The sequence below is a fragment of the Azospirillum oryzae genome, assembly GCF_008364795.1.
Classification (GTDB): domain Bacteria; phylum Pseudomonadota; class Alphaproteobacteria; order Azospirillales; family Azospirillaceae; genus Azospirillum; species Azospirillum oryzae.
On the sequence record NZ_VTTM01000007.1, the window covers coordinates 228,825 to 252,731 of the forward strand.

The window sequence follows — 23,907 nt, forward strand, 5'->3', positions numbered from 1 at the left end:
TCAGGCCTCCGCGATGTCGAGAACCAGCAGGTCGACGCCTTCCGACACCTGATCGCCCGCCGCGAAATTCACGGCGCTGACGGTGCCGGCGGCCGGGGCCTTGATGGTGTGCTCCATCTTCATGGCTTCCAGCAGCATCAGCGGCGCGCCGGCCTCGACGCTCTGGCCCGGCTCAACCAGCACGCGGACCACGGTGCCCGGCATCGGCGCGGTCAGACGGCCGGAGCCGCCCTCCTGCTCCGCCGCGCGGGCGCTGGGGTCGTCCAGCGTCAGGCGCGATACCGCGCCGTCGATCAACACGGTGATGTCCAGCCCCTGCTGGACCACGGTGGCGCGGGTGCGCATGCCGTCCAGCGTCGCGGTCAGCAGGCCATCCATCAGGCTGACCCCGGTGACCGGCATCGGCCTGCCGCCATCCACGGCGACCTCATAGCCGCCCTCCTGGCTATTGGCGGCCCGGAAATGCAGCGTCACCTCGCGCGCCGTATCGCCGTCCATCAGGCGCAGGTCGTAATGGTTCTCCTCGTTCAGCCGCCAGCCATTGGCGAGCAGCCAGGGCGAGTAACGGTCGGAACGGGCACGCAGGGCCGCCTGAGCCTCCTCCCGGCGCTTCAGCAGCACCGACAGGGATGCTGCGGCCAGCGCCTTGTCGGCCACCGGGGCCGGCGGCGGCAGCAGGTCGGCGCGGTGGCGCTCGATAAAGCCGGTGTCGATCTCCACCGCCTTGAAGGCCGGATGGCCGGCGATGGCGCCGAGGAAGCCGACATTGGTGGTGACGCCGACCACCTCATACTCGGCCAGCGCCACCCGCAGGCGGCGCAGCGCGCTGTCGCGGTCCTCGTCCCAGACGATCAGCTTGGCGATCATCGGGTCGTAATACATCGTCACCGAATCGCCCTCGCGGACACCGGTGTCGACGCGGACATGGTCGCTCTCGGTCGGCGGGCGCAGCCGGACCAGCTTGCCGATGGCCGGCAGGAAGTCGCGCTGCGGATCCTCGGCGTAGAGCCGCGCCTCGAAGGCATGGCCCCTACGGGTCAGCTGCTCCTGGCGCAGCGGCAGCTCCGCCCCGGCTGCCACACGAAGCTGCCACTCGACCAGATCGAGGCCGGTGATCTTCTCCGTCACCGGATGCTCCACCTGCAGGCGGGTGTTCATCTCGATGAAGTAGAAGCCGCCATCCTCATAGAGGAACTCGACGGTGCCGGCGCCGACATAGTTGACCGCCTTGGCGGCGGCGACCGCGGCCTCGCCCATGCGGCGGCGGAGATCGTCGGGCAGGTTGGGGGCCGGCGCCTCCTCGATCACCTTCTGGTGGCGGCGCTGGACCGAACAGTCGCGCTCGAACAGATAGACGCCGTTGCCGTGGGTGTCGCAGAAGACCTGGATTTCGACATGGCGCGGCCGGCCGAGATATTTCTCCAGCAGCAGGCTGTCGTCGCCGAAGGCCGCCTTGGCCTCGCGCTGGGCGCCCGCCACCGCATCGGCCAGTTCGGACGCCGCGCGCACCACGCGCATGCCCTTGCCGCCGCCGCCGGCCGACGCCTTGACCAGCACCGGGTAGCCGATGCGCTCGGCCTCCGCCGACAGGGTGGCGAAGTCCTGGTCGGTGCCGTGGTAGCCCGGCACCAGCGGCACGTCGGCATTCGCCATCAGCCGCTTGGATTCCGCCTTGGAGCCCATGACGCGGATCGCCTCGATCGGCGGGCCGATGAAGACGACACCGGCCTCCGCACAAGCCGCGGCGAAGCCGGCATTCTCCGACAGGAAGCCATAGCCGGGATGGATGGCCTGGGCACCCGTGCGCTTCGCCACGTCGAGGATGATTTCGCCGCGCAGATAGCTTTCGCCGACCGGGGCCGGGCCGATGCAGACGGCCTCGTCGGCCATCTGGACATGCATCGCCTTGGCGTCGGCCTCCGAATGGACGGCGACGGTCTTGATGCCCAGACGGCGGGCGGTGCGGATGACCCGGCAGGCGATTTCGCCGCGGTTGGCGATCAGGATCTTGTCGAACATGTGGATCAGCTCCGCCAGGACGGGGTGCGTTTGTCGAGGAAGGCGCCGACGCCCTCCTTGCCTTCGGCGCTGGCGCGCTGGCGGGCGATGCGCTCCGCCGTGTCGCGCACCACGTCGTCGGTCAGCGGCCGGCGAGCGACGGCGCGGATCAGCTCCTTGGCGGCGGTGACCGCCGTGGGGGCGCTGTCCATCAAGTTCTTGACCGTCTTCGCCACCGCCTCCTCCAGCCCGTCGGCATTGGTCAGCTCATGCAGCAGGCCGATGCGGTGGGCCTCCGCCGCGCTGAACCGTTCGCCGGTCAGGAAATAGCGGCGGCAGGCGCGCTCGCCGATGGCGGCGATGACATAGGGGCTGATGGCGGCGGGGATGATGCCCAGCCGCACCTCCGACAGGGCGAAGGTCGCGGTCTCGACGCCGATGGCGATGTCACAGGCCGAAACCAGTCCAACGCCGCCGCCGAAGGCCGGACCCTGCACCACGGCGACCGTCGGCTTCGGGCATTCGTCCAGCGTGCGCAGCATGGTGGCGAGCCCCATGGCATCGGCCAGATTCTCCGCATGGGAGTAGCCGGCCATCTTCTTCATCCAGGACAAATCCGCCCCGGCCGAGAAGCTCTTGCCCACCCCGCGCAGCAGGACGACGCGCACCGCCGGATCCTCGCCCACCTGTCGGAAGGCGGATGTCAGGTCGGCGATGACCTGCTCGTTGAAGGCGTTGTGCACGTCGCCGCGGTTCATGGTGACGGTGGCGACGCCGGTGTCGGCAACCTCGATCAGAATGTCGCTCATGGCCGCCCCCATCACATCCGGAAGACGCCGAAGGGCGTCTTCGGCACCGGCGCGTTCAGCGAGGCCGACAGGCCGAGGCCCAGCACCATGCGGGTGTCGGCCGGGTCGATGATGCCGTCGTCCCACAGCCGGGCGCTGGCGTAATAGGCGTGGCTCTCGCGCTCGAACTGGGCGCGGATCGGCGCCTTCAGCGCCTCCTCGTCCTCGGCCGACCACGGCTTGCCCTGGGCTTCCATGGCGTCGCGCTTGACCTGGGCCAGCACGCCGGCCGCCTGCTCGCCGCCCATGACCGAGATGCGGGCGTTCGGCCACATCCACATGAAGCGCGGGCTGTAGGCGCGGCCACACATGCCGTAATTGCCGGCGCCATAGCTGCCGCCGATGATGACGGTGAATTTCGGCACCTTGGCGCAGGCGACCGCGGTGACCAGCTTGGCGCCGTCCTTGGCGATGCCGCCGGCCTCGTATTTGCGGCCCACCATGAAGCCGGTGATGTTCTGCAGGAACACCAGCGGGATGCGGCGCTGGCAGCACAGCTCGACGAAATGGGCGCCCTTCAGGGCGGATTCGCTGAACAGGATGCCGTTGTTGGCGATGATGCCGACGGGATAGCCGAAGATATGGGCGAAGCCCGTTACCAGCGTCGTGCCGTAGAGCGGCTTGAACTCGTCGAAGCGGGAACCGTCGACCACCCGCGCGATCACCTCGCGCACGTCGAAGGGCTTGCGGGCGTCGCTGGGGATGACGCCGTACAGCTCGCGCGGGTCGAAGGCCGGTTCCTCCGGCTCGCGGAGATCGAGGTCGATGTGCTTGGCGCGATTCAGGTTCGACACCACGCGGCGCGCCATCGCCAGCGCATGGGCGTCGTTCATCGCGTAATGGTCGGTGACGCCGGAGGTGCGGGAATGCACATCGGCGCCGCCCAGATCCTCGGCCGACACCACCTCGCCGGTCGCCGCCTTCACCAGCGGCGGGCCGCCCAGGAAGATGGTGCCCTGGTTGCGGACGATGATCGCCTCGTCCGACATCGCCGGGACATAGGCGCCGCCGGCGGTGCAGCTTCCCATCACCACGGCGATCTGCGGAATGCCCTCGGCCGACATGTTGGCCTGGTTGTAGAAGATGCGGCCGAAATGGTCGCGGTCGGGGAAGACCTCGTCCTGGTTCGGCAGGTTGGCGCCGCCGCTGTCGACCAGATAGATGCAGGGCAGGTTGTTCTGCTGCGCGATCTCCTGCGCCCGCAGGTGCTTCTTGACCGTCAACGGGTAATAGGTACCGCCCTTCACCGTCGCGTCGTTGGCGACGATCATGCATTCCTGCCCGGCGACGCTGCCGATGCCGGCGATGATGCCGGCGGACGGGATGTCCTCGGCATAGACCCCGTCGGCGGCAAGCTGCGACAGCTCCAGAAACGGCGAGCCAACGTCGAGCAGCTGGCGGATGCGCTCGCGCGGCAGCAGCTTGCCGCGGGCGAGGTGCTTGTCGCGGGCCTTGGCGCCGCCGCCCTGCTGGATGGCGGCGACCTTCCGGCGCAGATCGTCGACCAGGGCCTGCATGGCGTCGGCGTTGGCCTGGAACTCGGCGGAGCGCGCGTTCAGGGCGCTCTTCAGGACGGTCATGCCGTCTTCCTCCCGGTTTGGCGGTCTTGATTGCTGAATGGGTTACTGAACGAGCGCGCGGCTAATGACCAGCCGCTGGATGTCGCTGGTGCCCTCGTAGATCTGGCAGACCCGGACGTCGCGATAGATGCGCTCGACCGGGAAATCATTCAGATAGCCATAGCCGCCATGGATCTGGATGGCGTCGGAACAGACCTTCTCCGCCATCTCGGAGGCGAACAGCTTGGCCATCGCCGCTTCCTTCATGCAGGGCACCCCGGCATCGCGCAAGGATGCCGCATGCAGCACCATCTGGCGCGCCGCCTCCACGCGCGTCGCCATGTCGGCGAGGCGGAAGGCGATGGCCTGATGCTGGATGATCGGCACGCCCATGCTCTGGCGCTCCTGGGCGTAGCGGATAGCGTGGTCCAGCGCCGCGCGCGCCATGCCGACCGACTGCGAGGCGATGCCGATGCGCCCGCCCTCAAGGTTCGCCAGCGCCACCCTGTAGCCGGCGCCTTCGGCCCCGAGCATCAGCTCGGCCGGAACCCGGCACTCCTCGAACACGATCTGGCAGGTGTCGGAGCAGTGCTGTCCCAGCTTCTCCTCCGTCCGCGCCACCTGATAGCCCGGCGTGTCCGTCGGCACGATGAAGGCGCTGAGCCCCTTCTTCCCCGCCGCCGGGTCGGTCACCGCAAAGACGATGGCGACATCGGCCTGCGAGCCGGAGGTAATGAACTGCTTGGTGCCGTTCAATACCCAGTGATCGCCGTCGCGCCGGGCGCGGGTCTTGATGGCGGAGGCATCGGACCCGGCCTGCGGTTCGGTCAGGCAGAAGGCGCCCAGCATCTCGCCGCGCGCCATCGGCTTCAGGAAGCGGTCCTTCTGGGCGTCGCTGCCGAACTTCAGGATCGGCATGCAGCCGACCGAATTGTGCACGCTCATGATGGTGGAGACCGCACCGTCACCGGCGGCGATCTCCTCGATGGCGAGCGCGTAGGCGACATGGTCGGTGGCGGCGCCGCCGAACTCCTCCGGCACCAGCATGCCCATCAGGCCGAGTTCGCCCATCTCGGCGAGTTCCGCCTTGGGGAAGGCGCCGCTGCGGTCGCGCTCGGCGGCGGTCGGCGCGAGCCGGTCCTGCGCGAAGGCGCGGGCCATGTCGCGGACCATGGTCTGTTCTTCGGTCAGGTGCATCGGGCGTTTCCTCGGGCGATGGTTTTTGTTGGTGGCGTGCTGTGCCCCCTCCCCATCCCTCCCCCTCTTCGAGGGAGAGGGGGCAGGATGCTTGGCGGCGACACATAATGCGAAGCGGCGGCAGTCCCCTCTCCCGCGAAGCGGGGGAGGGTTAGGGAGGGGGCAAGCGCCCCCCCTTACACCCGCTCCACCGCAATCGCCGTAGCCTCACCGCCGCCGATGCACAGCGACGCCACGCCGCGCTTCAGGTCGTACTTCTCCAGCGCCGCCAGCAGCGTCACGAGGATCCGCGCGCCCGAAGCCCCGATCGGATGACCGAGCGCGCAGGCGCCGCCATGGACGTTCACCTTGTCGTGCGGCAGGTCGAGATCGCGCATCGCCGCCATGGTCACCACGGCGAACGCCTCGTTGATCTCGAACAAATCCACATCGCGGGCCGACCAGCCCACCTTCTCGAACAGCTTCTGCATCGCGCCCACCGGAGCCGTCGTGAACAGCGCCGGCTGCTGGGCGTGGTTGGAATGGCCCTTGATCTCGGCGATCACGCGCAGGCCGCGCTTCTCCGCCTCGCTGCGGGTGGTGACGATCAGTGCCGCGCCGCCGTCGGAGATCGAAGAGGCATTGGCCGCCGTCACCGTGCCGTCCTTGGCGAAGGCCGGCTTCAACGTCGGGATCTTCTTCGGATCGCCCTTGCCGGGCTGCTCGTCGGTGTCGACCAGCGTGTCGCCCTTGCGGCCCTTGACCAGAACCGGCGCGATCTCTGCCTTGAACGAGCCGTCCTCCACCGCCTTGCGGGCACGGTTCAGGCTTTCGATGGCATAGTTGTCCTGTGCCTCGCGGGTGAAGTTGTAGCTGCTGGCGCATTCCTCGGCGAAGGTGCCCATCAGGCGGCCCTTCTCGTAGGCATCCTCCAGACCGTCGAAGAACATGTGGTCCAGCACCTTGCCGTGGCCCATGCGATAGCCGGCGCGGGCGCGGTCCAGCAGGTAGGGGGCGTTCGACATGCTCTCCATGCCGCCTGCCACCACCACCTTGGCCGAACCGGCCTTGATGACGTCATGGGCGAACATCACCGCCCGCATGCCCGAGCCGCAGACCTTGGAGATGGTGGTGCAGCCCACCCCCTTCGGCAGCCCGGCACCCAGCGCCGCCTGACGCGCCGGGGCCTGGCCCAGACCGGCCGACAGCACGTTGCCCATGAACACCTCGTCCACCGCATCCGCGGCGAGGCCCGAGCGTTCCAGCGCCGCCTGGATGGCGACGGCGCCCAGCTGCGGGCTGGTCAGGCCCATGAGGTCGCCCTGGAAGCCACCCATCGGCGTGCGGACGGCGGCGGCGATGACGATGCTGTCGGTCATGGTGGTCGGTCCCTTTCCCTCGATGCCTTGTTGCCGAACCGCTTTACGCGGTCTCTTTGAACAGTTCGCGCCCGATCAGCATGCGGCGGATCTCGCTGGTGCCGGCGCCGATCTCGTAGAGCTTGGCGTCGCGCAGCAGGCGGCCGGTCGGGTACTCATTGATGTAGCCGTTGCCCCCCAGCGTTTGAATGGCCTCCAGCGCCATCCAGGTCGCCTTTTCGGCGGAGAACAGGATGGCGGCGGCGGCGTCCTTGCGGGTGGTCTCGCCGCGGTCACAGGCCTTGCAGACGGCGTACACATAGGCCTTGGCGGCGTTCATGATGGTGTACATGTCGGCCAGCTTGCCCTGCATCAGCTGGAACTCGCCGATGGACTGGCCGAACTGCTTGCGGTCGTGGACATAGGGAATCACCACGTCCATGCAGGCCTGCATGATGCCGAGCGGGCCGCCGGACAGCACCGCGCGCTCGTAATCGAGGCCCGACATCAGCACGTTCACGCCGCGGCCGACGCCGCCCAGGATGTTCTCCTCCGGCACTTCGCAGTCCTCGAACACCAGCTCGCCGGTGTTGGAGCCGCGCATGCCCAGCTTGTCCAGCTTCTGCGCCACCGAGAAGCCCTTGAAGCCCTTCTCCACCAGGAAGGCGGTGATGCCGCGCGGACCGGCGTTGATGTCGGTCTTGGCGTAGATCACCAGCGTGTCGGCGTCGGGGCCGTTGGTGATCCACATCTTGGTGCCGTTCAGGACGTAGCGGTCGCCCTTCTTCTCGGCCCGCAGCTTCATCGACACCACGTCCGACCCGGCGTTCGGCTCCGACATCGCCAGCGCGCCGATATGCTCGCCGGAGATCAGCTTGGGCAGATAGCGGCGCTTCTGATCCTCGGTGCCGTTCTTGCGGATCTGGTTGACGCAGAGGTTGGAGTGCGCGCCGTAGCTCAAGCCCACCGAGGCCGAGGCGCGCGACACCTCCTCCATCGCCACGACATGCTCCAGATAGCCCATGCCGGCGCCGCCATACTCCTCCTCGACCGTCACGCCGAGGATGCCGAGGTCGCCCATCTTGCGCCACAGCTCGTTTGGGAACTCGTTGGTGTGGTCGATCTCGGCGGCGCGGGGGGCGATCTCGTTGGCGGCGAAGCTCCGCACCGAATCGCGCAGCATGTCGGCCGACTCGCCGAGGTCGAAATTCAGGCTGGGGTACTGGTTGGACAGCATGGACGTATCGCTCCCCTGGGAAATCATCCGTTCTTTGACCATACGTTACCGTATGGCGAGGCCGGTGGCAAGGGGGAAGCTGAGACGGCCGAAAACCCATTGAGCTTCAGGGGATTGGCCCCGCCGCACATCTGCCGCACGTTTCCGCATCGTGGAAGAAACCGGGGGTGCGCCGATTTTCCCCAATCTTTTCAAGGCTGCCATGCATGTTGAATACTGTATTCCAGCCTGGGGAAGGCCGTTATAAGAGAAGCCAGGGCGTTATGTCCGGCCAGCACCATCGATTTGGGGGACCAACCAATGATTCGCGTGCCTCGCCCGAACCTGGACGGCTTCACCATGGCCCTGGTGGCGACCGTCGGTCTGGCGACCGTTCTTCCGGTGCATGGGCAGTTCGCCCAGGGCGTGCATTGGCTGGCGGAGGCGGCCATCGCGCTGCTGTTCTTCCTGCACGGCGCCCGGCTGCCGCGGGAAGAGGTGGTGGCGGGCATGGCGCATTGGCGCCTGCATCTGCTGATCTTCAGCCTGACCTTCGTCGCCTTCCCGCTGATCGGCTGGGCCGTGGTGGAAACGCTGCCGCACAGCCTGCTGCCGCCGGCCCTGGCGATCGGGGTGCAGTTCCTCTGCCTGCTGCCCTCCACCGTCCAGTCCTCCATCGCCTTCACCTCGATGGCGCGGGGCAACGTGGCGGCTGCGGTGTGCAGTTCCACCCTGTCCAACATCTCCGGCATCCTGATGACGCCGCTGCTGGTGGCGCTGTTCCTGAAGGTGCAGGGGGCGGCGCTGTCGCTCGACACGCTGCAGACCATCGCGGCGCAGCTTCTGCTGCCCTTCGTCGCCGGGCAACTGCTGCGGCGCTGGGTCGGTGCCTGGGCGGCGCGGCACAAGACGATGCTGCGGTTTACCGACCGTAGCTCGATCCTGCTGGTCGTCTATCTCGCTTTCAGCGAGGCGGTGGTGAACGGCCTGTGGCATCAGGTGCCGCCGTCGGCGCTGGGCATGGTGGTGCTGATCGACTGCGCCATCTTGGGCGTCTTCCTGATCGGCACGACGCTGCTCAGCCGCCGCCTGGGCTTCTCCCGCGCCGACGAGGCGGTGATCGTCTTCTGCGGCTCCAAGAAATCGCTGGTCAGCGGCGTGCCGATGGCCGGCGTCCTGTTCGCCCCGGCCACCGCCGGTCTGGTTCTGCTGCCGGTGATGGTGTTCCACCAGATCCAGCTGATGGTCGGCGCCGTCCTGGCCCGCCGCTACGCCGACGAGAGCGCGGCCAAGGACGAGGCGAGGGACGCCCTGCCGGCGACGTCGTGATCGCCCCTTCCCCCTACTCCTCCGCGAACTCTCCGGTCGCGGCCATGATGGCGGTGCGGAGCTGGTCGGCCTTGGCGGGGCCGGCGACCAATTCCAGCAGGCGCAGGGCGTAGAACAGGTTGATCTCCGCCGTTTCCGCATCGTCCGGGTCGCCGGCCGCCTTGGGATACTGCGCCAGCAGGGCGTGCGCCCGCGCCATCAGTCCTTTTTCCATCGACGTCATCGCGGTCTTCAGCGGCTCGTGCAGGCCGAGCGCGTCGGCCAGCCCCTCGCAGCGCCGCAGCGCGCGGGCGTGGTCCTCGGCCGCCGCCTGGGCGTCCTCGTCCACCGCGGCAGGGCGGCCATTCCCGGCCGGGGCCGCGACGGCGGTCAGGATGCCGCCGGACGCGGTGTCGAGCACGGTGCCGGTCACCATGGTCCGCACCGCCGTCTTCACCGCCTCCAGCCGTTCGCGATAGACCGGCTCGGCCAGGAAATCCATGACGGCGGAAGTGGTGTTGACGCTGGCGACCAGCCGTTCGGCGATGGCGATGGCCTCCTCCGGCGCGATGGCGGCGGCGGCCACGCCCGGTCCGGCGCTGTAGCCGTTGCCGTCCAGCCGGGCCGAGCGTTCCTCCAGATTGGTGACCACCAGCCCGCTCAGCTGGGCGAAGATCACCGGCTGCTCGCACCGCGCCTTGCCGAAATCCAGATCGTTCAGCACCGTCAGCAGGTCGGCCGGGTTCGCCATGCGTGAGGCGGCGACCAGCAGCAGGTAATAGACCAGCCCGGTGGATTGCCGCGCCACCGCCTGGACCGCCTGCTCGATGACGCCGACATGCTCGTCCTCGAAGGCCGGCAGCGGCTTCGGCACCAGCGCGTCCTTCAGCGATTCCACCGTCAGCCCGATCTCCAGGAAGGCGGCGACGTCCAGCACCTGCCGCTGCAGATCCTCGTCGCCATGCAGCACGCGCCACAGCGCATGCCGGGCGCCGTCCTGCTCCACCGCCCCCCGAATGGCCTGGGCGGCCATCGGCCACAGCCGGCGCCCGATGTTGCGCAGCGCGTTGAGATTGCCGGGCGCCGTCTCCTGCACCTGCCGGTCGAGCTGGTCGATCAGGGCGGTGTCGCCGCACTCCGTCACCAGCTTCCACACCGGGTCGATCACCCGCCGCTCGATGCGGCCCAGCGGCACGTCGACGCCGCTGAAGCTTTCCAGCACATCCTCGAACGGCATGCACAGAACGCGTTTCAGCGTCGGGCGGCGGTTGGGGCGCACCTGGACCAGCCGCGGACGGATGGCGGCGAAGGTCTGGCGCACGTCGGGATGGTCGCGCACCCGCTCCAGCAGGCGGACCACCTCGATGAACTTGTCCTCGGGAATGTCGAACAGCCGGGTCTCCAGCCCCGGCAAACGGTCCACCTGCCCCTTTTTCTCCGCCCCGCCGGTCATGGCACGCGCGCTTTCACCGCCTCGATCCGGCGGATGGCGTCGATGTCCATCTGGCCGGTGCGCCAGTCCTCCAGCATGCGGACGGAGCGGCGGTGAGCCAGCTTGACCTGCTTGGCATCCTCGACGAAATCGCGGCTCGACTCCTTGCGTGGCAGCAGCGGCAGGATGCGGAACAGGTCGTTGACGGTCGCCGCCTGCTGGTGGTGGTCCTCGGCCTGCGCCACCTCCCACGCCCCGGTGATGTGGCTCCAGCCGTCGAGCAGCCACGCCATGCGGCCGGCCTGGGCGCGCACGCGGACGATCTCGCTGTCCCAATCGCGCATCAACGGCCCGATGGCCTCCACCCGCCGGTGGAAGTCGCCCAGAACCTTGTCGCCGATGGCGATGGTGTGCTGCGCCACCTCGGCGCAGAACTGCGCCACCGGGGCGGCGTCGCTCGGCACGTCGTTCGCCCAGCCGGTCATGCTGTCGCGGAAGGCCTTCAGGTCGTTCAGCCCGCGCGTCAGCCGCCCCGGCCTGGGCGAGCGCGCCAGCCCCACCGGTGCGGTGACCGCGGCGATGTCGGCCAGCCGGGAATAGAGCAGCGTGGCATCCATCTTCAGGCTTTCCGCCGCGCGGGTCATCAGCTGCCGGGTCAGCCGCTGGCCCTCGTCGGTGTCGATGCCGGCTTTCAGCATCTCCGGCGATTCAAGACCCACCGCCTTCAGGATCGCCAGGATCAGCAGGTAGTGGGTCAGCGTGCTCTGCTCCTCGTCCTCCTCCAGGGCGCGGCGGGCGGCCTGCGCCGCCTGCGGCCCGGCAAGCCCGCGCCGCGCCGCCTTCAGCGTCGCCCGGCGGATTTCATGCGGGGAGCAGGCATCCTCCTTCACGATCAGGTCGTGCAGATAGCGGTCGTGCATGGTCATCGACACCATGTCCGGCACCGCCTTCCAGGCGACGACATAGATGCCCATGCCCTGCGACAGGCTGGGGATCAGCACCTCGAGCTTCGACCGCTCGCCGCGGCGCACGCGGGTCTGGGACAGCAGCGGCGTGGTGAAGGCCACCGCGGCCCCCCGCTCCTCGAAGGTCGACGGCGCGTATTCGATCGCACCTTTCAACATGATTGCCGTTCCGGATTCGCCTGGTCGTTCTCTTGCGCCGGCGACGTCCCAGCCCTCCAGGCCCGTCGCAAACGCCACGCCCTCATCATTACATGGTCGTAAGAAAAGCGGCGGCGACCAATTTGTGCTGAATTGTAGCGCAGTGCGACGGCCTGTCGCACTCGGCAACAGTTCGCGCAAGGAGACCGAGCCTGTCCATAGGAGTTTTTCCTTGGGCTACCTCCGCGACAGCTTGGCCGTCTCAGCAATGCGGCGGGAATTACCCGCGCAACTTTATAAAGCCGATGGGAAATCTCCATACCGCCCAAGCCGCCATCGGCACCGCGCGACGCCCCTTGCGCTTTGCGCGGCGACGCGACAGTTTGGGCGAAGATGACACCGCGAACATGGGAGAAGCAGAGGGTGAGCAACATCGGCATCGTGCTCGGACGGTTCCACCGCAAAGAGGTGGAAGAGATGCTGGACGAGGCGCGCACCGTCGCCGCCCGCCGCGGCCTCGGCATCGTCGCGGAGGTCTGGGTTCCCGGCTCGATGGAGAAGCCGCTGGCGATCAAGCGCCTCTTGATGCGCGACGACGTCGCCGGCGCCGTGGCGCTGGGCATCATCGAGCGGGGCGAGACCGAGCACGGCAACGTCATGGGCCATGCCGTCATCTCCAGCCTGATCGACCTGCAGCTTCAGTTCATGAAGCCGGTCGGCGTCGGCATCCTCGGGCCGGGGATCAACCCGTCGCAGATTCCGCCGCGCATCCGCCCCTACGCCGCCGCCGCGGTGGACGCCTGCGCCGACCTGATCGAACAGGGCTGAGGCACTCACGCCCCGCCGGAGGGACGGACGGCGGCGAAACCGTCACGTCCCCCCGAGCAGCTCACCCAGCGCGTGGCTCAACTGGCGCGGCGTCACCGGCTTGTGGATGATGCCCAGCCCATGGGCGGCGGCGTCGCGTTCGCAGTCGGGGCCGGTCTCGCCGGTCAGGATCAGGCCGGGGATCGGGCCGGGGGAAGGGGGCTTGCCGGGGGCGTCGTACAGCGCGCGGATGTGGGCGACCGCGTCGGTCCCATACTGCCCTTCGCGCAGTCGATAGTCGGCGACGATCAGGTCGGGGCGCCGGCCCTTGCGGCTCAGCCCCTCCACCGCCTTCTGCTCGGAGCCGGCGACCAGCACCTCGTACCCCCATTCGCGGAAGATCGTCTCCAGCCCCAGCAGCACGATGGCGTCGTCGTCGACCACCACGGCGAAGCGGCCCCGACCGGCCGTCGCCGCCTCCGCCGCGGTCGCCGGCGCCTCGACGGTGCGGCCGAGCGGTAGGGCGATGACGAAGCTGGTCCACTGCCCCGGCTTGGACTGGACGTCCACCGGATGGTTCAGCAGCTGCGACAGCCGCCGCACGATGGCCAGCCCCAGACCCAGGCCGCGGTTGCGGTCGCGCTCCGGGTTGCCGACCTGGTGGAACTCCTCCCAGATGCGCTCCAGATGGTCGGGCGGGATGCCGATGCCGGTGTCGCGCACTTCGATCAGCAGCCGCCCGCCGGCCCGGCGGCATTCGATGTCGATCCGCCCGCTCTCGGTATAGCGCAGGGCGTTCTCCACCAGATTGCGCACCATGCGGGTCAGCAGCGTGCGGTCGGTGCGGGCGGCGGCGTTGCAGGAGGAGACGTGCAGTTCCAGCCCCTTCGCCGCCGCCACCGGCCGATACGACGCGGCGATGTGGTCGAACAGCGGCGCGACCGGCACATTCTCGATGTTCGGCTGGACCACGCCGGCATCCAGCCGCGACATGTCGAGCAGGCTGTCCAGCAGTTCCTTCAGCGCATCCAGCCCGCGTCCCAGATGCATCAGCGCGTTGGCGCCCTGGCTGCCCTGGACATGCGGCTTCAACACGTCGACGAACAGCAGCAGCGCCTGCAGCGGCTGGCGCAGGTCGTGGCTGGCGGCGGCCAGGAACTTGCCCTTGGCGAGATCGGCCGCCTCCGCCGTCTCCTTCGCCTGCAACAGCGCCTGCTGCGCCTGCCGGCGGACCGTGATGTCGCGGAAATAGACCGACAGCCCGTCGGCGTTGGGATAGATGCTGACCTCCACCCAATAGCCCAGCACGGGGGACACCACTTCCACGGTCATCTCCCGCCCTTCGCGCACCGCCTGTTTCTGCGCCTCCAGCGACTCGCTTCCCAACGCCTTGGGGAAGACTTCCCACAGGCGGCGGCCCAGCATCGTGTCGCGCGACCGGCCCCAGAGCTGTTCGGCCTTGCGATTGATGTAGGTGAAGCGCCAGTCGTGGTCGACCGCATAGAAGGCATCGCTGATGCTCTCCAGGATCGTCACCGCCCGCTCGTGCGAGGCGCGGGCCTCCTCCTCCGCCCGCTTGCGCATGGTGATGTCGCGGAAGAAGCAGCCCACCCCTTCCGCCGTCGGCAGGAAGCGGATTTCCAGCCACAGAGTGGTGCCTTCGCCGTCGAAGCGCTTTTCGATGCTGGTCGGCTGGCGCTCCGTCATCGTCTTGCGGCACAGTGCTTCCAAGTCGGAGCCCGCGAGCTGGGGCCACACCTCCCACAGGCGGCGGCCGCGCATCACCGACAGCGACTGGTGGTCGAGCTGTTCGGCGCGGCGGTTCTGGTAGATCACGCGATAGTCGCAGTCCAGCGCCACCAGCGCCTCGTCGATGCTGTCCAGGATGTCGGTGGCGCGCCGGCGCGCATCGGCGATGGCCTCCTCCATCCGCCGTTCGTCGGAGCGGTCATGCAGGATCCACAGGAAGCCGTCCTCGTCGCCCTGGAGCGGCAGGATGGTCAGCGCCCCCCAGACGGCGGAGCCGTCGCGATGGCGGAAGGTGCGCTCCTCCTGGATGCGGCCCTCGGCCAGCGCCCGCACCCGCAGCGCGTCCGCCACGCCCGCAGAGACCTCCTTCGGCGCAAACAGGATGTCGACCGGCTGCCCCCGCGCCTCGTCCTCCGTCCAGCCCAGGATGCGGACGGCGCCGGGATTCCAGCTGGTCACCCGGCCGGACGGCGACAAAGTCAGGATGGCGTGGCCGGTGGCGCTATCGAGGATGGCACGCAGCCGTCTTTCGCTGTCGGCATGGGCGGCGCGGCTGCGTTCCAGCGCATTGAACGCGGTGCGCAGATCCTCGTTCAGCGCGGTGACCGTCAGCAGGTCGTCACAGCCGGTGCAGGCGGTGGACAGCGCCGTCTGCAGCCGTGCATTCTCGCGCTCCAGCTCCTTCAGCCGCGCCAGCAGTTTCGCGTCGGGTCCGGAGGCCGGCCCGGAGGCCAATCCGGCGTCGGGTTGGGCATCCCGGCCCCGCCCGCCTTCCATTCGTTTGCCGGCGGACTCGTTCGGGACAGACTGCTGCTTGGTCATAGCCGCCCAAGAAAAACGAAAGTCTCAGTTGGCGAGAGTGCGCATTGCCTAAAGCCTCTGTAAACCTTCCAAAAGCAATATTCCGCATGATGTTCAGCGTGCGAAATTTAATTGATGCAGTTACCGCATATCGGTAATCGCCTTCACCATCGCCCGCACACCCGCATCGCGTACTTTGTCACGCCGCAATACCAACCCTAACTTGCGGATCAATGGCGGCATCAGTGGCTGAACTGCGAAGCGGTCGCAATCCTGTGCACTCCCAACGGTGACCGACGGCAGGATCGACCGGCCCAGCCCGGCGGCGACGAGGTTCTTGATCGCCTCCACATTGCCCAGTTCCATCGCCGGGCGCGGCTGGATGCCGCCGGCCATGAACCAGCCGTCGATCACCGCGCGCATGGTCCCGCCGCGCTCGTACAGGATCAGCGTCTGATCGGCCAGCGCCGCCGGGGCGACTCCCGGCGCCGGAGACCGGGCGGCGTCGCAAGGGTCGCCACCGGGGCCGACACAGACCAGCTCTTCGGCACAGACCGGTTCGATGGACAGGCCGGGACGGCCGGCCGGCAGCGTGACCAGCGCCAGATCGAGCGATCCGCCCTCCACCGCGTCCAGGATGTCGGGCGTATTTCCGGTGACGACGATGATCTCCAGCCCCGGATGGGCGCTGCGCAACGCCGTCAGGATCGGCGGCAGCCGATAGATGCAGGCGGTGGCACCGGTGCCGATGCGCACGCGCCCGACCTGCCCGGCGCGGTGGCGGCCCATGGCGACCGCCGCCGCCTCCATCTCCTCGCGCAGCCGGCGGATGTAGGGCAGCAGGTCGCGCCCGGCCGCGGTCGGCAAGGCCCGCTTGCCCACCCGCTCCACCAGCCGCACGCCGAAGCGCTCCTCCAGATTGCGGATCTGCATGCTGACCGCCGGCTGGGTCAGGCCAAGGCGGCCGGCCGCTTCGGTGAAGCCGCCATGCTCGACGACGGTGGCGAAGGTGATGAGCTGGTCGAGGTTCAGGCCGCGCATACCCACAGTCTTCCTTATGATTCCGATCAAATCAATAAATTTGCCTTTTTATCCGCCCTCCGCGACGGTGTGGTCATGACGACCGCCGCCATCCCCACCGCCGCCCCCAGCCCCGCTCCTCGACCGATCTGGCTCGTGCTGCTGTGTGCCAGCCGCTTCGCCACCTCGCTGTCCTTCATGGTCTATGCCGGCGCGCTCGGGCCGGCGATGCAGGCCTGGGGCATGTCGGCGGGGGAGGCCGGGTCGATCCAGACCGCCTTCAACGTCGGCTATGCCCTGTCGCTGGTCGGGTCCTCCTGGTTCGCCGACAGTCTGGGCGCCAAGCGCGTCTTCCTGTGGGCGAGTTGGGCGACGGCGCTGACCGGCATCGCCTTCGCCTTCTTCGCCCGTTCCGCGGAAAGCGGGCTGCTGCTGTTCGCGCTGGTGGGGCTGACCCAGGGCGGCACCTACGCCCCGTCCATCATGCTGGTGGCGCAGGGCGTGCCCGCGGCACGGCGCGGCGCGGCGGTGGGCTGGCTGCTGGCGGCGGGGTCGCTCGGCTATTTCGGCTCCATCGCGCTCGCCGCCGGCCTGTCGGAGCGGTTCGGCTACGAAACCGCCTTCATCGCCTGCGGGCTGGGGCCGCTGCTGGCGGCGCTGCTCGGCACGCCGGGACTGCGCGGCCGGGCCAATCTGGTGGCCGGCGGCGGAGCGCGGCGGCTGCGCGGCGCCTTCCGCTTCCTGGCCGACCGCCGCTCCCTCCTGCTGACCGTGGGCTACACCACCCATTGCTGGGAGCTGCTGGGCATGTGGGCCTGGCTGCCGGCCTTCCTCACCGCCAGCCTCGCCGGTTCCGGTGGAGCGGGCGTGCGCGGGCTGTGGATCGCCGGGGCCATCCACATCTCGGGCTTCCTGTCCTCGCTGCTGATGGGGCGCGCATCCGACCGGCTGGGCCGCCGGGCGGTGCTGGTGGCGATGGGGGTGCTGGGCGCGGCCTGCTCCTTCACCATCGGCTGGATGGACGGGATGCCGCTGGCGCTGGTGCTGGCGGTGGCGGCGCTCTACGGCTTTTCCGCGCTGGGCGATTCGCCGGTGCTGTCCACGGCGATGACGGAATCGGTCGAGCCGGGCAGCCTGGGGGCGGCGCTCGCCGTGCGCTCCATCCTCGGCTTCGGCGCCGGCGGTGCCGCACCGCTGGCGGTCGGTCTGGTCCTGGACCATGCCGGCGGCACCGGCGGTTCCGGCTGGGGCTGGGGGTTCGCGCTTCTCGGCGTCGGCGGCGGGTTGGCGACCGTCTGCGCCTTTCTTCTTCCCGCCGACCGTCCTGACCGGAGTTGATTTTCATGTCTTCGCTCATCGGCCCTGCCATCACGGTGCGGGCGTCTGCCGACGCCGACATTCCCGCCATCACCGCCCTCTACGCCCACCATGTGCTGCACGGCACCGCCTCCTTCGAAGAGGTCCCGCCGGACGAGGCGGAAATGGCCCGCCGCCGCGCCGACATCCTGGCCCGCGGCCTGCCCTATCTGGTGGCGGAGTGCGAGGGGCGGCTGGCCGGCTACGCCTATGCCGGGCCGTACCGCACGCGCAGCGCCTACCGCTTCACGCTGGAGAATTCGGTCTATGTCGCCGACGGCATGGGCCGGCGCGGCATCGGCCGGGCGCTGATGATCCCGCTGCTGGAGATGTGCGAGGCGGCGGGCTACCGCCGGATGATCGCGGCGATCGGCGACAGCGCCAACCACGGCTCGATCGGCCTGCACGGCGCCTGCGGCTTCCGGCATGTCGGCATCCTGCCGTCGGTGGGCTTCAAGTTCGGCCGCTGGCTCGACGGCGTGCTGATGGAACGCCCGCTGGGCGAGGGAAGCGACAGCCTGCCGACCGGCTGATCCGCTCAGTCCGCGCCCAGCAGCTCGTCCCGGCGCGGGCTTGGCGCCTGTGCCATCGGCACCGTCCGCGGCAGTTCCACTGTGGGCAGCCGCCACTCCACCGGCGGCGCCGATCCCGGCGTCGGCCGATGCCGGTCCAGTACGGCCAGCACCGTCAGCAGCGCGAGCGCCAGCGCCGCCACCAGCAGCCGGCGGTCCACCCCGGCCAGGAAACCGCCTCGGTCGTCGGGACCGGTGTTGCCGCGATCCGGCAGGGCCATGCTCCGTCCTCCCCTTCCGTCGGCCTCTTCGTACCGGACCAGCTTGGCCGATGCGGCAGAACGACGCAATGCGGCTGTGCGGCCGGGATTTGCCGAACTTTCCACCCCTCCCCGCCGGTCTGTCACCAGCCTTGCGGAAATCGCCGCGGCGGCGTTTGAAAACGCCAATCGGTCAGTCATGCTGACCTTATTTCCACGCCATTCCCCGGCTTGCCGTCGATTTGTCGGCGAAAGAGCGGTCTCACCGAATCGAGTCGGCCTTCCCCCGTCCCGCCCCGCCGCCGGACCACCGCCGGATGCGGCGGATGGGCGCTGTGCGCCTTTGCCGCGGCATCTTCTGTGCCGGGGATGTGAACGCGCTATGGATAAATTTGGCGGACATGTCACTGGATTGTCCGAATCTTTGGAGAAATACCCCGAAAGGGGGGCAGATCGCCGCTTGGTCAGGGCTCCTGCCGTTTATTTGCCGTCGAAATGTTGTTTGTGGGGTGGTACTACCAATCCAAAGAAAACCCCGAGAGGAGACATCCACCATCATGCGGACGGCGACGAAGGATCTGGCGGGCGACTTGCGGCAACAGCTGGCCGAGCTGGTGCGCAGCCGGGTTCCGAACGCGCGGGCTGAACGCTTCGTGAAGCGCTTCTATGCCAACGTGCCCCCCGACGACCTGCTGCGCGGCACGCCGGAACAGCTTTACGGCGCCGCTCTCGCCATGTGGCAGTGGGGCCAGCAGCGTGTGCCCGGCCTACCCAAGGTGCGTGTCTATGCCCCGCGGCTGGACGAGCATGGCTGGCAGACCGAACGCTCGGTGGTGGAGATCGTCAACGACGACATGCCCTTCCTGGTCGATTCCGTCACGGCGGAGCTGAACCGGCAGGGCGTCACCGTCCACCTCATCATCCATCCCGTCACCCGCGTCGTCCGCGACGCCGAGGGCCGCATCGTCGAGCTGCTGGAGCCCGGCGAGGAGAAGGACGGCGCCCGCGACGAATCCTTCATGCACTGCTCCATCGACCCGCTGTCGGACCCGGCCGCCCAGGCCCGCCTGCGCGAGGGGATCGAGCGGGTGCTGGCCGACGTCCGTGCCGCCGTGGAGGACTGGACGCCGATGCGCGAGCGGGTGCGCAGCGCCCGCACCGACATCGCCAACGCCCCCGACGCCGAGGAATCGAAGGAGGCCGCCGACTTCCTGACCTGGGTCGATGACGGCAACATGACCCTGCTGGGCAGCCGCCTCTACATCGCCACCGTCGGCGACGAGGGGCAGGAGCCCTGGCTGGAGCTGGTGGACGGCAGCGGCCTGGGCGTGCTGCGCAACCCCGAGATCACCGTGTTCGACGAGCATGGCCACGCCGCCGTGCTGCCGGAGGAAATCCGCGCCTTCCTGCGCCAGCCGCGCGCGCTGCTGGTGACCAAGGGCACCCGCCACGCCACCGTGCACCGCTCGGTGCCGCTGGACGCCATCCTGGTCAAGCGCTTCGACGACCAGGGCAAGGTGGTCGGCGTCACGCTGGCGGTCGGCCTGTTCACCTCCGTCGCCTACAACCGCAGCCCGCGCGAGATCCCGTTCCTGCGCCGCAAGGTCGCCCGCGTCATGGCCCGCGCCGGCTTCGACCCGGCCGGCCATGACGGCAAGGCGCTGCTGAACATCCTGGAGACCTACCCGCGCGACGAGCTGTTCCAGACCCCGTCGGACGAGCTGTTCGAAACGGCGGTCGGCATCCTGCACCTGCAGGAACGCCAGCGGCTCGCCCTGTTCGTCCGCCGCGACCCGTTCGAACGCTTCGTCTCCGCCCTGGTCTTCGTGCCGCGCGACCGCTACGACACCGCGCTGCGCCGCAAGATCCAGTCGGTGCTGGAAACCGCCTTCCACGGCACCTGCGCCTCCTACTTCACCCAGCTGTCGGACAGCGCGCTCGCCCGCCTGCACCTGATGGTGAAGACGGAGCCGGGCAAGATCCCCGCCGTCGACATCAGCGAGATCGAATCGCGGCTGGTCCAGGTCTCCCGCAGCTGGGCCGACCGGCTGCGCGACGCGCTGGTCGAAGCGATGGGCGAGGAGACCGGCAACGCCCGGCTGCGCCGCTATGCCGACGCCTTCCCGGTCGGCTACCGCGAGACCTTCACGGCGGAAACCGCCGTCCACGACATCGACCGCATCGAACGTGCGCTCTCCGAACAGCGCCTGGGCATCGTGCTGTTCCACCCGCTGGAGGCCGACGGCGACGAGCTGCACGTCAAGATCTACCACCAGGGCCGGCCGGTGCCGCTGTCCGACGTGCTGCCGATGCTGGAGCACATGGACCTGAAGGTCATCACCGAACAGCCCTACGAGGTGCGGCCCGCCGGCGGCGCCCCGTCGGTCTGGATCCATGATTTCGCCGCCCGCACCCAGACCGGCCAGCCGGTCGACTGCGTCAAGGTCAAGCAGACCTTCCAGGATGCCTTCGCCGACGTCTGGGACGGCCGGATGGAGGATGACGGCTTCAACCGCCTGGTCCTGCGCGCCGGGCTGGCGGGCCGCGAGGTCACGGTGCTGCGCGCCTATGCCAAGTACCTGAAGCAGGCCCGCTTCGCCTACGCCCAGGACACCATCGAGGCGACGCTGTCGGCCCATCCGCAGACCGCCCGCCTGCTGGCCCGTCTGTTCGCCGCCCGCTTCGACCCGAAGAACCTGTCCGACGAAACGCCGGTCCTGGAGCAGATCGAGGATGCGCTGGACGCCGTCACCAATCTGGACGACGACCGCATCCTGCGCCGCTTCGTCAACCTGATCCGCGCCACGCTGCGCACCAACGCCTACCAGACCGCCCCGGACGGCACGCCGAAGCCGCATCTGTCCTTCAAGCTCGACAGCGGCTCCATCGAGGAACTGCCGCTGCCGCGTCCGTGGGTGGAGGTCTTCGTCTACAGCCCGCGCATGGAAGGCGTCCATCTGCGCGGCGGCAAGGTCGCCCGCGGCGGCATCCGCTGGTCCGACCGCCGCGAGGATTTCCGCACCGAGATCCTCGGCCTGATGAAGGCGCAGATGGTGAAGAACACCGTCATCGTCCCGGTCGGCTCCAAGGGCGGCTTCGTCGTCAAGCGTCCCCCGCCCTTGAGCGCCGGCCGTGAAGCCGCTCTGGCCGAAGGCATCGAGTGCTACAAGACGCTGATGCGCGGCCTGCTGGACATCACCGACAATCTGGCCGCCGACGGCTCCGTCGTGCCGCCGAAGGACGTGGTGCGCCATGACGCCGACGATCCCTATCTGGTGGTCGCCGCCGACAAGGGCACGGCCACCTTCTCCGACATTGCCAACGGCGTGTCGGTCGATCACGGCTTCTGGCTGGGCGACGCCTTCGCCTCGGGCGGCTCGGCCGGCTACGACCACAAGGTGATGGGCATCACCGCCCGCGGCGCCTGGGAATCGGTGAAGCGCCATTTCCGCGAAATGGGCACCGACATCCAGACCGCCGACTTCACCGTGGTCGGCGTCGGCGACATGTCGGGCGACGTGTTCGGCAACGGCATGCTGCTGTCTCGCCACATCCGCCTGCTGGCCGCCTTCGACCACCGCCACATCTTCCTCGACCCCGATCCCGACCCCGCGATCAGCTGGGAGGAGCGCAACCGGCTGTTCGCCCTGCCCCGCTCCTCCTGGGCCGATTACGACCGCTCCAAGCTGTCGAAGGGCGCCATGATCGTCGAGCGCAGCGCCAAGACGGTGGAGCTGACGCCGGAGGTCCGCGCCCGCTTCGGCATCGAACCGGCCCACCTGTCGCCGGTGGAGCTGATGCGCCGCCTGCTGACGGCGGAGGTCGACCTGCTGTGGTTCGGCGGCATCGGCACCTACATCAAGGCGTCGACCGAGACGAACGCCGAGGCCGGCGACAAGGCCAACGACGCGCTGCGCGTCGATGGCGGCCAGATCCGCGCCAAGGTGGTCGGCGAGGGCGCCAACCTGGGCGTCACCCAGCGCGGCCGCATCGAAGCCGCCCAAAAGGGCGTCAAGCTGAACACCGACGCCATCGACAATTCCGCCGGCGTCGACACCTCCGACCATGAGGTGAACATCAAGATCCTGCTGGGCGACGTCATGGCGCGGGGCGACATGACGCTGAAGCAGCGCGACACCCTGCTGGCCGCCATGACCGACGAGGTGGCGGGGCTGGTGCTGGCCGACAACTACCGCCAGACCCAGGCCCTGACCATCGCCGAGGCTCAAGGGCCGGCCCTGCTGGAAGCGCAGTCGCGCTTCATCCGCAACCTGGAGCGCAGCGGCCGGCTGAACCGCGCCATCGAGTATCTGCCGACCGACGAGGAACTGGCCCAGCGCATGGCCGAACGGCGCGGCCTGACCCGGCCGGAGCTGGCGGTGCTGCTGGCCTACGCCAAGATCACGCTGTATGACGAGCTGTTGGCGTCGGAGCTGCCGGACGATCCGGCAACGGTCGAGGATCTGCTGCGCTACTTCCCGCAGCCGCTGCGCGAGGGCCAGCGCGAGGCGATCTTCCGCCACCGCCTGCGCCGCGAGATCGTGGCGTCGGCGGTCACCAACAGCCTGGTCAACCGCGTCGGCGCCACCTTCGTCCGCGACATGGTGGAAAAGACCGGCCTCGGCCCGGCGGACGTCGCCCGCGCCTATGCCATCGCCCGCGACGTGTTCCAGTTGCGCCCCCTGTGGGACGCCATCGACGCGCTCGACAATGTTGTGCCGGCGGCGCTGCAGACGGCGCTGATGCTGGAGATCGTCCATCTGCTGGACCGCACGGTGGCGTGGTTCCTGGCCCACAGCCCGCATCCGCTGGATCTCGGCCGCGAATCCGCCGCCTTCCGTCCGGGGGTGGAGGCTTTGGCCGCCGGTCTGGACCGCTTCCTCGACGAGGAGGAATCCTCCCGCCTCGCCACCCGCATCGCCGATGCCATCGCCCAGGGCGTGCCGGAGGATCTGGCCCGCCGGATCGCCGCCCTGCCGGTTCTGGCCGCCGCCCCCGATCTGGTGCGCATCGCCGAGCGGACCGGCCGCGCGGTGGAAGGCGTCGCCTCGGTCTATTTCGGGCTGGGCCGCCGCTTCGGCCTGGAATGGCTGCGCGACCGCGCCGCCGGCGCCAAGGTCGACAACCACTGGCAACGTCAGGCGGTCGCCGCCATCGTCGACGACCTGTTCGCCCACCAGAGCGCGCTCACCGTGCGCGTTCTGGAAAGCGAGGGCGACGAGTCCGCCGCGGTCGATGCCTGGATCGCCAGCCGCAATCTGGTGGTGGAGCGCGTCGAACAGCTTCTGGCCGAACTGCGCGCCCAGCCGGCGGTCGATCTCGCCATGCTGGCCGTCGCAAATCGGCAGCTGCGCGGCCTGATCGCGGGGTAACGGTATCACAGGAATAGGAGACCCTCGGTTCG

Annotated in this window: 16 protein-coding genes; 5 read left to right on the plus strand and 11 right to left on the minus strand. The window is 68.9% G+C overall.

The window, feature by feature from the left end; genetic code table 11:
• From FZ938_RS19960 to FZ938_RS19985, 6 genes are all read right to left on the minus strand, one after another.
• On the minus strand, positions 1-2,019 hold the full coding sequence (locus FZ938_RS19960) for an acetyl/propionyl/methylcrotonyl-CoA carboxylase subunit alpha (protein ID WP_149200187.1): 2,019 nt from the start codon (positions 2,017-2,019) through the stop codon (positions 1-3).
• A gap of 5 nt (positions 2,020-2,024) precedes the next feature.
• Positions 2,025-2,807: an enoyl-CoA hydratase/isomerase family protein gene (locus FZ938_RS19965; RefSeq protein WP_149200188.1), complete on the minus strand. Its 783-nt coding sequence runs from the start codon at positions 2,805-2,807 to the stop codon at positions 2,025-2,027.
• A gap of 11 nt (positions 2,808-2,818) precedes the next feature.
• Complete coding sequence (locus FZ938_RS19970) at positions 2,819-4,426, minus strand: carboxyl transferase domain-containing protein (RefSeq protein ID WP_149200189.1); 1,608 nt, start codon at positions 4,424-4,426, stop codon at positions 2,819-2,821.
• Between the two features lie 42 nt (positions 4,427-4,468).
• Positions 4,469-5,602, minus strand: a complete 1,134-nt coding sequence (locus FZ938_RS19975) for an acyl-CoA dehydrogenase (RefSeq protein ID WP_149200190.1) — start codon at positions 5,600-5,602, stop codon at positions 4,469-4,471.
• Positions 5,603-5,778: 176 nt separating this feature from the next.
• Positions 5,779-6,960 (minus strand): acetyl-CoA C-acyltransferase, encoded by a 1,182-nt coding sequence (locus FZ938_RS19980; RefSeq protein ID WP_149200191.1) that lies wholly within the window; start codon positions 6,958-6,960, stop codon positions 5,779-5,781.
• A gap of 43 nt (positions 6,961-7,003) precedes the next feature.
• Positions 7,004-8,176: an isovaleryl-CoA dehydrogenase gene (locus FZ938_RS19985; RefSeq protein ID WP_149200192.1), complete on the minus strand. Its 1,173-nt coding sequence runs from the start codon at positions 8,174-8,176 to the stop codon at positions 7,004-7,006.
• 300 nt (positions 8,177-8,476) lie between these two features.
• Between FZ938_RS19985 and FZ938_RS19990 the strand changes: the two genes are divergently transcribed.
• The gene (locus FZ938_RS19990) at positions 8,477-9,484 is read left to right on the plus strand and encodes a bile acid:sodium symporter family protein (RefSeq protein WP_149200193.1); all 1,008 of its coding nucleotides are present in this window, start codon (positions 8,477-8,479) and stop codon (positions 9,482-9,484) included.
• A gap of 13 nt (positions 9,485-9,497) precedes the next feature.
• On the opposite strand, the gene FZ938_RS19995 is transcribed toward FZ938_RS19990, so the two are convergent.
• Both FZ938_RS19995 and FZ938_RS20000 read right to left on the minus strand, forming a co-directional pair.
• Positions 9,498-10,886 (minus strand): hypothetical protein, encoded by a 1,389-nt coding sequence (locus tag FZ938_RS19995; protein WP_246458017.1) that lies wholly within the window; start codon positions 10,884-10,886, stop codon positions 9,498-9,500.
• A 26-nt stretch (positions 10,887-10,912) separates the two neighbouring features.
• Positions 10,913-12,019 (minus strand): hypothetical protein, encoded by a 1,107-nt coding sequence (locus FZ938_RS20000; protein ID WP_149200195.1) that lies wholly within the window; start codon positions 12,017-12,019, stop codon positions 10,913-10,915.
• Positions 12,020-12,421: 402 nt separating this feature from the next.
• Between FZ938_RS20000 and FZ938_RS20005 the strand changes: the two genes are divergently transcribed.
• Complete coding sequence (locus FZ938_RS20005) at positions 12,422-12,826, plus strand: 6,7-dimethyl-8-ribityllumazine synthase (RefSeq protein WP_085084143.1); 405 nt, start codon at positions 12,422-12,424, stop codon at positions 12,824-12,826.
• A gap of 42 nt (positions 12,827-12,868) precedes the next feature.
• On the opposite strand, the gene FZ938_RS20010 is transcribed toward FZ938_RS20005, so the two are convergent.
• Together FZ938_RS20010 and FZ938_RS20015 are read right to left on the minus strand one after the other, a co-directional pair.
• A complete protein-coding gene (locus FZ938_RS20010; protein WP_246458015.1) occupies positions 12,869-15,289 on the minus strand; it encodes a PAS domain-containing hybrid sensor histidine kinase/response regulator in 2,421 nt (806 codons plus the stop codon).
• Between the two features lie 207 nt (positions 15,290-15,496).
• Complete coding sequence (locus FZ938_RS20015) at positions 15,497-16,396, minus strand: LysR family transcriptional regulator (protein WP_149200196.1); 900 nt, start codon at positions 16,394-16,396, stop codon at positions 15,497-15,499.
• Positions 16,397-16,471: 75 nt separating this feature from the next.
• Here FZ938_RS20015 and FZ938_RS20020 point away from each other — a divergent pair, with 75 nt between their 5' ends.
• On the plus strand, positions 16,472-17,713 hold the full coding sequence (locus FZ938_RS20020; RefSeq protein WP_149200197.1) for an MFS transporter: 1,242 nt from the start codon (positions 16,472-16,474) through the stop codon (positions 17,711-17,713).
• Between the two features lie 5 nt (positions 17,714-17,718).
• The gene (locus FZ938_RS20025; RefSeq protein WP_149200198.1) at positions 17,719-18,264 is read left to right on the plus strand and encodes a GNAT family N-acetyltransferase; all 546 of its coding nucleotides are present in this window, start codon (positions 17,719-17,721) and stop codon (positions 18,262-18,264) included.
• A gap of 5 nt (positions 18,265-18,269) precedes the next feature.
• Here the strand turns inward: FZ938_RS20025 and FZ938_RS20030 are convergent, their stop codons facing one another.
• On the minus strand, positions 18,270-18,524 hold the full coding sequence (locus FZ938_RS20030; RefSeq protein WP_174757511.1) for a hypothetical protein: 255 nt from the start codon (positions 18,522-18,524) through the stop codon (positions 18,270-18,272).
• A 536-nt stretch (positions 18,525-19,060) separates the two neighbouring features.
• On the opposite strand from FZ938_RS20030, the gene FZ938_RS20035 reads away from it, so the two are divergent.
• Entirely contained in the window at positions 19,061-23,875 is a 4,815-nt protein-coding gene (locus FZ938_RS20035; protein ID WP_149200199.1) for an NAD-glutamate dehydrogenase, read from the plus strand.
• Positions 23,876-23,907 lie beyond the last annotated feature (32 nt).

Coding starts and splice junctions, on each gene's coding strand:
- FZ938_RS19960 (WP_149200187.1), bottom strand. CDS start 2,019: ATGTTCGACAAGATCCTGATCGCCAACCGCGGCGAAATCGCCTGCCGG.
- FZ938_RS19965 (WP_149200188.1), bottom strand. CDS start 2,807: ATGAGCGACATTCTGATCGAGGTTGCCGACACCGGCGTCGCCACCGTC.
- FZ938_RS19970 (WP_149200189.1), bottom strand. CDS start 4,426: ATGACCGTCCTGAAGAGCGCCCTGAACGCGCGCTCCGCCGAGTTCCAG.
- FZ938_RS19975 (WP_149200190.1), bottom strand. CDS start 5,602: ATGCACCTGACCGAAGAACAGACCATGGTCCGCGACATGGCCCGCGCC.
- FZ938_RS19980 (WP_149200191.1), bottom strand. CDS start 6,960: ATGACCGACAGCATCGTCATCGCCGCCGCCGTCCGCACGCCGATGGGT.
- FZ938_RS19985 (WP_149200192.1), bottom strand. CDS start 8,176: ATGCTGTCCAACCAGTACCCCAGCCTGAATTTCGACCTCGGCGAGTCG.
- FZ938_RS19990 (WP_149200193.1), top strand. CDS start 8,477: ATGATTCGCGTGCCTCGCCCGAACCTGGACGGCTTCACCATGGCCCTG.
- FZ938_RS20000 (WP_149200195.1), bottom strand. CDS start 12,019: ATGTTGAAAGGTGCGATCGAATACGCGCCGTCGACCTTCGAGGAGCGG.
- FZ938_RS20015 (WP_149200196.1), bottom strand. CDS start 16,396: ATGCGCGGCCTGAACCTCGACCAGCTCATCACCTTCGCCACCGTCGTC.
- FZ938_RS20020 (WP_149200197.1), top strand. CDS start 16,472: ATGACGACCGCCGCCATCCCCACCGCCGCCCCCAGCCCCGCTCCTCGA.
- FZ938_RS20025 (WP_149200198.1), top strand. CDS start 17,719: ATGTCTTCGCTCATCGGCCCTGCCATCACGGTGCGGGCGTCTGCCGAC.
- FZ938_RS20030 (WP_174757511.1), bottom strand. CDS start 18,524: ATGGCCCTGCCGGATCGCGGCAACACCGGTCCCGACGACCGAGGCGGT.
- FZ938_RS20035 (WP_149200199.1), top strand. CDS start 19,061: ATGCGGACGGCGACGAAGGATCTGGCGGGCGACTTGCGGCAACAGCTG.